Origin of the sequence: Halorubrum sp. SS7, from assembly GCF_005435055.1 — an archaeon.
Classification (GTDB): Archaea; Halobacteriota; Halobacteria; order Halobacteriales; family Haloferacaceae; genus Halorubrum; species Halorubrum salinarum.
Genome location: NZ_SGXV01000088.1, coordinates 1 through 1,532, shown reverse-complemented (window position 1 = coordinate 1,532; position 1,532 = coordinate 1). Strand labels below are relative to the sequence as shown.

General features: G+C 58.8%; 1 rRNA gene. It reads right to left on the bottom strand.

The features are described from left to right. Positions 1 to 1,532: ribosomal RNA gene (locus EXE44_RS16735) — 23S ribosomal RNA — on the bottom strand; the annotation flags it as partial.

Here is a 1,532-nt window from a genome sequence, read left to right as displayed (position 1 = left end):
GCGACCACGTCTCAGCGACAGCCTGCAGTAAAGCTCTATAGGGTCTTCGCTTCCCCTTGGGGGTCTCCAGACTCCGCACTGGAACGTACAGTTCACCGGGTCCAACGTTGGGACAGTGGCGCTCTCGTTTATCCATTCATGCAAGCCGCTACTGAAGCGGCAAGGTACTACGCTACCTTAAGAGGGTCATAGTTACCCCCGCCGTTGACGGGTCCTTCGTCCTCTTGTACGAGGTGTTCAGATACCCGCACTGGGCAGGATTCAGTGACCGTACGAGTCCTTGCGGATTTGCGGTCACCTGTGTTGTTACTAGACAGTCGGAGCGCCCGAGTCACTGCGACCTGCTCCGTCGAGAGCAGGCATCCCTTCTTCCGAAGGTACGGGACTAACTTGCCGAATTCCCTAACGTCGGTTCTCCCGACAGGCCTTGCCTTGCGCTGGCAGAGCACCTGTGTCGGATCTCGGTACGGACATCATGCTTGCCTTTTCACGGGCCCTATGTACGGCTGACTTTCGCTGTCTCGCGTTTCGCTCGCTTCGTGCCGTGACGGCTTCCACGAGTTTCCACGATTCGACCGGGCGAGTGCCCGGCTCAGCGTTCCACACGGCGTCGGCGTTTACTGCACGATGGCGCTGGAATATTAACCAGCTTCCCGTCGGTGTAGTCAAGTTGTGGTACACCTTAGGACCGGCTAACCCTCGGCTGAACGGCAGTGCCGAGGAACCCTTGCTCTTCAGGCCGTCGAGGTTCTCACCCGACTATCGCTGCTACTGTGACCAGGATTGTCGTTACTGGACGGTCCACACGAGCTCTCGCCCGGGCTTCCGTCCGACCAGTACGCCAACCTACGCGGTTATCCTTTCACGGATACGGCCAGGTCTCGGTGGTAGATTTGAGCCCCGATCATTTTGGGCGCCTCAAACCTCGGCCGGTAAGCTGTTACGCTTTTCTTAGCGGGTAGCTGCTTCTAAGCTCACCTCCCGGCTGTTTAGGGCTTGAGACCACCTTCGAATCGCACTTAATCTACACTTTGGGACCTTAACCCGGCTCTGGGTTGTTCCCCTCACGGTACACAGGCTTACCCCGCGCACCGGACTCCCATCGTCTACAGCGCCTGCGGGTTTGGAGTTCGACAGGATGGCCGACTCCTCTCGGAGGCGGGTCATCCAATCGGTAGCTCTACCCCGCGGGCTACCTCGGATGAGGTCATGCTTCGACATGTTTCGGTTGGAACCAGCTGTTGCCAGGCTCGATGGGCCTTTCACCCCTACACACGAGTCACGAGAGGGTATTGTAGAACACCAACTCTAACAGGCCTCCACGTGGCTTTCGCCACGCTTCACCTTGCTCGCGCGTAGATCGCCTGGTTTCGGGTCGCACCCAATTGACTCCCCGCGCTTGAACACGGTGGCCCTCGCAATGCTGCGGCCGTATCGGTTTCCCTGCGCCTTCCCCGGTTCACGGGTTAGACTCGCCAATCAAGTGCACTCCCTGGGTCGTTTTTCAAAACGCACGACACGACGCCGGCTCG